Source organism: Phascolarctobacterium succinatutens YIT 12067 (assembly GCF_000188175.1).
Lineage (GTDB): Bacteria > Bacillota > Negativicutes > Acidaminococcales > Acidaminococcaceae > Phascolarctobacterium_A > Phascolarctobacterium_A succinatutens.
Map to the genome: position 1 here is coordinate 1 of NZ_GL830869.1, position 5,342 is coordinate 5,342.

General features: G+C 42.2%; 4 protein-coding genes and 1 pseudogene. All 5 read right to left on the reverse strand.

The window, feature by feature from the left end; translation table 11 throughout:
* Positions 1–71 precede the first annotated feature (71 nt).
* Positions 72–1,442 (reverse strand): sodium-dependent transporter, encoded by a 1,371-nt coding sequence (locus tag HMPREF9443_RS03210; RefSeq protein WP_009145073.1) that lies wholly within the window; start codon positions 1,440–1,442, stop codon positions 72–74.
* Between the two features lie 118 nt (positions 1,443–1,560).
* On the reverse strand, positions 1,561–1,995 hold the full coding sequence (locus HMPREF9443_RS03215) for a DUF3887 domain-containing protein (protein WP_009145074.1): 435 nt from the start codon (positions 1,993–1,995) through the stop codon (positions 1,561–1,563).
* A gap of 255 nt (positions 1,996–2,250) precedes the next feature.
* Positions 2,251–3,504, reverse strand: coding sequence for a YadA-like family protein (locus HMPREF9443_RS03220; protein WP_009145075.1), 1,254 nt, complete (start codon positions 3,502–3,504; stop codon positions 2,251–2,253).
* A 478-nt stretch (positions 3,505–3,982) separates the two neighbouring features.
* Positions 3,983–4,455: pseudogene (tnpA, locus tag HMPREF9443_RS03225) on the reverse strand (IS200/IS605 family transposase).
* Between the two features lie 195 nt (positions 4,456–4,650).
* Positions 4,651–5,013, reverse strand: a complete 363-nt coding sequence (locus HMPREF9443_RS03230; RefSeq protein WP_009145077.1) for a helix-turn-helix transcriptional regulator — start codon at positions 5,011–5,013, stop codon at positions 4,651–4,653.
* Positions 5,014–5,342: the final 329 nt, after the last annotated feature.

Consider the following 5,342-nt stretch of genomic DNA (forward strand, 5'->3'; position numbering starts at 1 on the left):
GTCTTACCTCTTTTTGTTCTTATATTTATATAATAATTATAAATGCACTGACGTAAACTGTCAACGCAACCTTATTTTACGAACATAGCATAGTATCCGTTGAAGAAGATATACAGCACTATCAGCGGCAGAATGTAGGTAGCATAGAAGCGAATCCATTTGGGGAAGGGAATGCCCTTACCGGTATCTGCCTCTGCAATAAAGTTATCCCAGCCCCAACCGTAACGGCTGGTGCAGAAGCTGAGATAAATCAGACTGCCCAAGGGCAGCAAATTGTTGCTGACAAGGAAGTCTTCGAGGTCAAGAATGCAGGTGCCTTTGCCCAAGGGCTGAATGTGGCCCCACAGATTGAAACCCAGCACGCAGGGCAGGGAAAGCAGGATAATCGCGATAATGTTAAAGCGAATAGTCTTTTTGCGCTCCCAACCGGTTAAATCGCAGATGCAGGAGGTAATGTTTTCGAATACAGCGATTACTGTAGACATGGCTGCGAAAAGCATGAACAGGAAGAACAGAGTACCCCAGATACGGCCGCCGCTCATGGCGTTGAACACGTTGGGGAGGGTGATGAACAGCAGGTTTGGACCGCTGTCGGGGTTGATGCCGAAGCTGAAGCAGGCCGGGAAAATAATTAGGCCGGAAACAATCGCTACAAAGGTATCCAGTGCCATAATCCACATTGCTTCACCGGTCAGGCGCTGTTCCTTGCCGATGTAGCTGCCGAAGATAGCCAGTGCGCCGATGCCAAGGCTCAGCGTGAAGAAGGCTTGTCCCATAGCGGCGAAAACTACCTCGCGGATACCGTGCTCCAGCACTCTGTTGAAGTCAGGATAGAGATAATATTTAAGACCTGCGGAACTGTTGGGCAGAGTAATGGAGTTTATTGCCAGAATCAGCATGAGCAGCAGCAGACAGGCCATCATATTTTTGGTGATACGCTCAACGCCGGCTTTGACGCCTAGATAGCAGACACCGAAGCAGGAGAGAACGATAATAATCATATTGCCTGCCATAGTTACGGGGTCGCTCAGCAGACTGCCGAAAACGTTGCCGACACCTTTGGCGTCCAGACCAACAAAGCCGCCGACAGCCATTTTGTAGAAATAATACAGCATCCAGCCGGAAACCGTGGTATAGAACATCATCAGAAGAACGTTGCCGGCAATAGCACCGTATTTATAAAGATGCCATTTTGTACCGGCAGGCTCCAGTACGTCGAAGGATTTTGCAGCGCTGCGTACACTAGCACGGCCGACAGCAAATTCCGCTACCATGATGGGCAAGCCCAAAAGCAGCAAAAAGCAAAGATAAATTAAAACGAAGGAGGCACCTCCGTATAAGCCCGTAATAAACGGGAAACGCCAGACATTGCCTAAGCCGATAGCACAGCCGGCAGATATTAAAATAAAGCCAAGACGTGAGGAAAAGCTTTCTCTTTCCATAAATATATACCTACTCCCTAAAAATTTTTGGATAAGTTAATTATAAGCGAAAGGTTGGTTATAAGCAATAAAAAACTGCATCCCACGGCTTGGGCAGCAGGATGCAGTGCAAAAGGTCTTATTTCTTTTCAGCAGGAGCTTGTTCCGGTGCTTTGTACGGAGAGAAGCTGAAGTTTTGCAACTTAGCATCTTTGCCGAAGACAAAGGACATAACTACGATTTTTTCTTTGGAGAAGCCTGCGATATAGGTTACCTTATCTGCCTGGTCATAGCGCTCAAAGCTGAAAAATTTAGTTTCCTTTAAGGAACCAAATTGTTGCTTAACCTGTCTTTGGATAGCAGTGAAGTTTTTCTGGTCCATTGTTTTGCTCAGTTCAGCGCTAAGAGCCGGAGCAAATGTTGCATAGCTGGTAGCAGCATCACCTTCAAGAGCTGTCATCATCTTTTCAGCGGTTCTTTGCTCCTTGTTCAAATCGCCGCCGTCAGCAGCAAATGCCAGACTGCTAAATGCAAATGCAAGCAGCATAGTTAAGACTAAAACTAATTTTTTCATTTACATTACCTCCAATTAAATATAGCTTAAAAGCCTATTCTATATATAATCATAACTGTTTTTTCTCAATTAGTAAAGTCTTTTAAAAGCATTTTAAGAAAAATTTGATTTTTAGTTTGGGAGTGCGTCATTATCTTGACATAAGAATACTGGTGCCACGCGGATGACACCAGTATTCGATAACAGCTATTTTATTGTTGCTTTACTAAAGCTTTAGTTTGCATACACCGATGTGAAGGTCTGCTGATTATCTGTTTAGCCTTTAGCCTTGCCAAAGCGCCAGGTTGCACCAATGCCGCCCATCATTTCGCCGCTGGAGCTGGACATGCTGAAGTTCAGCATGAAGTCTTTGTTCGGATAGTGGAAGAAGCCAAGAGCAATACCGGTTTTACCTTTGTACTGGCCTACGCCAACGGAGAATTCGGTAGGAGCTTCGGGGGAGTAGCCGATAGATTTCAGGGAAGCGATAGCAGCAGCCATTGCACCAACCTTATTTACGCGGGTATCCAGTTCGTCGATACGGTTATCAAGGCGGGCGATTTCGCCGCGGCGGATAGCAGCCTCTGCATTGAAGGCTCCAACTGCAGTGCCGTTGTACTCAGAATGAGCAGTCAGTTCTTGATCCAGATCACCGAGATAGCCAAGGTCGGAAAGTTTGATTTCGTTAGTGTTTTTGTCTTTGATTTTAACGTCGCCTCCTTCGGAAACGATGTCATCTTTAACATTCAGGTTCGCAGCAATATCTGTTGCGCCGTCAGCTGCTACAAAGAAATTGCCTTCTGCAGCGGAAAAAGTGCCATCAACTTCGAGTTTACCGTTAAGTTTAGAATCGCCGGTAACAGTCAGGTCACCTTGGAGGTTAGAATTGCCAGTAACAGTCAAGGTATCTGTAGTAGTGCCACCGGTAACATTTAAACCGCCGCCAACAGCTGCGTTGTTGGTAACGTTCAGGCTACCAGCAGTTGCAGCGCCGGTAACAGACAGTGTGTCTGTAGTAGCACCACCGGTAACTTCTAAACCTCCTTTGAGGGTTGACTTTCCTTCCGCATCAAGGGTAGATTTTACTGCTGTTGCACCATCAGCTGCTACAGAGAAGTTGCTGCCGGCAGCACTGATAGCACCATTTTCGCCTACAATGAATTGGCCGCCATCTGTACCAACTGCCAGTGTGCCTTTTACAGTCGCGTTTCTACTAACAGACAAATGATCATCTACAGTAATTTGGCCTGTGGTATGGAGACCTGTATTCACATAAATATTATTCATATTATCAGTTTGGATTTTTTGACCGTTTATAGTAATAGAGCCATTAGTGCCATCAATTGTAACTTTATCCAAATCAAGGTCGGTAATACGGGGGAACCCTGTAGATCCTCCTTTTACATATACTATATCACTTAGATTGCCTTTGTACAAACTCTCTGCGTACACCGGCCCACCATAAATACCGGCCAAAGCAGCAGTGCAAACCATAATGGCAACAATTTTTTTCGACATAGTCTTTTTCATAAAAATCACACTCCTCTGAAATTTTTTGTATTATGTGAGTTAAGCCTTTAGAGGAAAAAGATTTACAGCAACGTAGATATAAGTACATATTGGATAAGGAATATATTGTTCATTTTTTGCCGGATTCTTCATCCTCTCATTATAATTATTATAATATCGCGGTTTAACTACAGTCAAATAAAATCAATTTACAAACATAGTTTATTAATTTAAAAGATGACTATATCTTGTAAACTAAAAACGGAGTTTCAAACGATAAAAAACAAGAAAATTAAGATAAAATTGACAAGCTATCAAGCGCAATTAAATTGTGAATTTTTACTGCTTTTTTCTACGTAGCTACAGTAAGGAATACCTTGCATTACTAGAAAGTAAAGATCCACCCGCCTAGCGGGTGGCTTTTATTTTTCGGGCATAGCCCTATCTTCAGCAGCCACACATAAATGTGTCTTTTATTGGCCTGCCAGCCATGCAATTATTACTTGCTACTCATAAATGGATCTTTAGATCAAATAACACTAACTGGTCCATTTCTTTATCTCGCTCCAATTGATTTGCTATGTATTCTTTTATTGCAGTAGTATTTTTACCTACTGTATCTACATAGTATCCCTTACACCAAAATTCGCGATTTCAATATGCAAATTTCATATTTCCAAACCGTTGAAACATCATCAGACTACTTTTTCCTTTTAAGTATCCTACGAAATACGAAACGCTCATTTTGGGCGGGATACTTAACAACAGATGTACATGATCTGGACATACTTCTCCCTCTATTATTTCTACTCCTTTCCATCCGCATATTGTTCTTAATATATCCATTATTGCCAATCTTTTTTCTTCATAAAAAATTTTTCTACGATATTTGGGCGCAAATACTATATGGTACTTACAATTCCACTTGGTATGTGCTAAACTATTTACGATATTATCTTGCTTTTTCGGCATTTTAATGTTCTCCTAATGTGTTTTTTACTTTGACTGGCAGGTCATTAGTATATTAACACATTAGGAGCTTCTTTTCTTTGCTCACCGCTTAAGCTCTTTTTAACCCCGCCACAATGGCGGGGTTTTTGCATACAAAAAGCGCTGCGTCCAAAGGGACGCAGCGGCTTTAAGGATAGAACTGAAAAGCAGCTCGATTTATTTTACATTTTGGACTTCCGGGTGCTGCAGACATTGAAACATCATTTCTGCCAGAGAGCGCTTCAGAAGCTGATTGAATTCATCAACAGTGTGGTCGCTCAATGGCTTGCTTGCTGCCGGATAAGATTTTTTATTAGTGCCGAAAATCAGCTCATCCAGGCTGCATTTAAGATGTTGGGAGATACGGATGGCAATTGCCAGGCTTACGCCGGTCTTACCGTTTTCCAGATTGCTCATGTGGGTTTGGGAAATATTAATCGCTTTTGCCAGGCTTTGCTGAGACACCTGTGATTTGGTGCGCATTTGTTTGATATTGTTGCCGATAAGCTTGTAGTCAGGATTTACAGTTAAGCTTGCCATAATAACACCTCCAGCTTTTGTTTAACAATAGCATATTTTATCTTCATCGGTATGAACGCGAGCCGTTGCTTCGTCCTTCAAGTATATTATGACAGATTTATACCTGAATGTCCCTACACCAAATGGCGATTTCGGGTAGGATAGGGCAGTATTTTTATAAAAAAAAGACGAATTTTATTTACAAAATTTACTCTTTGAATATCTTTATATTGTTAACTAATAATAAAAAATAGTAAACCAAATTTTGGCTGAATAAGGAGCCGAGTAGCGGCATAAAGATAAGTTAGACTATGTCATCAGCTAGCGTAAAGTTTTTGTAGGAAAAACGG

Excerpts from the sequence above, each read along its gene's own strand:
- HMPREF9443_RS03215 (WP_009145074.1), bottom strand. The coding sequence starts at position 1,995 with ATGAAAAAATTAGTTTTAGTCTTAACTATGCTGCTTGCATTTGCATTT.
- HMPREF9443_RS03230 (WP_009145077.1), bottom strand. The coding sequence starts at position 5,013 with ATGGCAAGCTTAACTGTAAATCCTGACTACAAGCTTATCGGCAACAAT.
- HMPREF9443_RS03210 (WP_009145073.1), bottom strand. The coding sequence starts at position 1,442 with ATGGAAAGAGAAAGCTTTTCCTCACGTCTTGGCTTTATTTTAATATCT.
- HMPREF9443_RS03220 (WP_009145075.1), bottom strand. The coding sequence starts at position 3,504 with ATGAAAAAGACTATGTCGAAAAAAATTGTTGCCATTATGGTTTGCACT.